This is a genomic window from Amycolatopsis sp. NPDC059027 (genome assembly GCF_042739735.1).
Classification (GTDB): Bacteria; Actinomycetota; Actinomycetes; order Mycobacteriales; family Pseudonocardiaceae; genus Amycolatopsis.
The window spans coordinates 31856-32736 of record NZ_JBHYIK010000013.1; the positions used below are offsets into that span (position 1 = coordinate 31856).

At 76.2% G+C, this 881-nt stretch carries 1 protein-coding gene; it reads left to right on the forward strand.

Annotation, left to right across the window (positions count from 1 at the left end):
- The first annotated feature begins 246 nt into the window (after positions 1–246).
- Positions 247–792 carry a fibronectin type III domain-containing protein gene (locus tag ACFWY9_RS11490; protein ID WP_378338787.1) on the forward strand — a complete coding sequence of 182 codons (546 nt, stop codon included), beginning with the start codon at positions 247–249 and terminating at the stop codon, positions 790–792.
- The last annotated feature ends 89 nt before the right edge of the window (positions 793–881 follow it).

Consider the following 881-nt stretch of genomic DNA (forward strand, 5'->3'; position numbering starts at 1 on the left):
GCCGCCGCCCGGCGGGGGGGGGTTCGGGGTCCGGGGGGGGGCGCGGCCGGCCCCGGGGTTGCCGGTTGGGGCGCGCCGGTTTTCGGGGCGGGGCACGAGCTTTCCGGGCACCCGCGCCACACGACGCCGGGGCATCCCGATGATCGGGACGGAACCCTTGCCGATCTTCGCACCGCGTTCCTAAGCTGCCCCCGGCCGGCCCACCGCGGGCAGGCACCGCCGCCTTGGAGAAAGCCGAGGTCCGCTGTGCTCGAAAAACCCCGGCGCTTGCTCGTGCTGCTCGCCGCGTACCTGGCGGCGGCCGGGTGTGCGGCTCCCGCCCCCGCCCCTCGGCGGGAATCCGCGGCCGGGCTCACCGCGACGCTGACCACCCCGCTGGACATCGTGCTGCGCTGGCCGGACGATCCCGCCGCCGCGGGCACCATGCTCGAATTCGCCACGGACCCGAACGGGCCGTACACCACCCTGCAGTACCTGCCACCACACCTGACGACCTACACACACCCGGATCTGCTGCCGCAGACGTCGTTCTACTACCGGATCCGGCCGTTCTTCGGCCCCGCCTCGGCTCCCCTGGCGGACGGCACGCAGCCTGCCGCCCCGCCACCCGCCGGTGCTCCGGTGCCGGTGCGCACTCCCGGCGACGCCGCGGCCCCGGTGGGCTTGCACTCGGCGCGCGAGGCCGACGGCACGCTCAAGTTCACCTGGGCCGACCGGACCACCGACGAGGAGGGTTTCCTTCTGGAGCAACGGAAACCGGGCACGGCGATTGGTGGGGGGCGGGGGGGGTGAGCGGGCGCCCCCCACGCCGGGGGGGGGGTGGAGCGTTCGCGCGCCGGGGGGCGCCCCCCCCCCCCCCCGGGGGGGTTTGACACACCCCC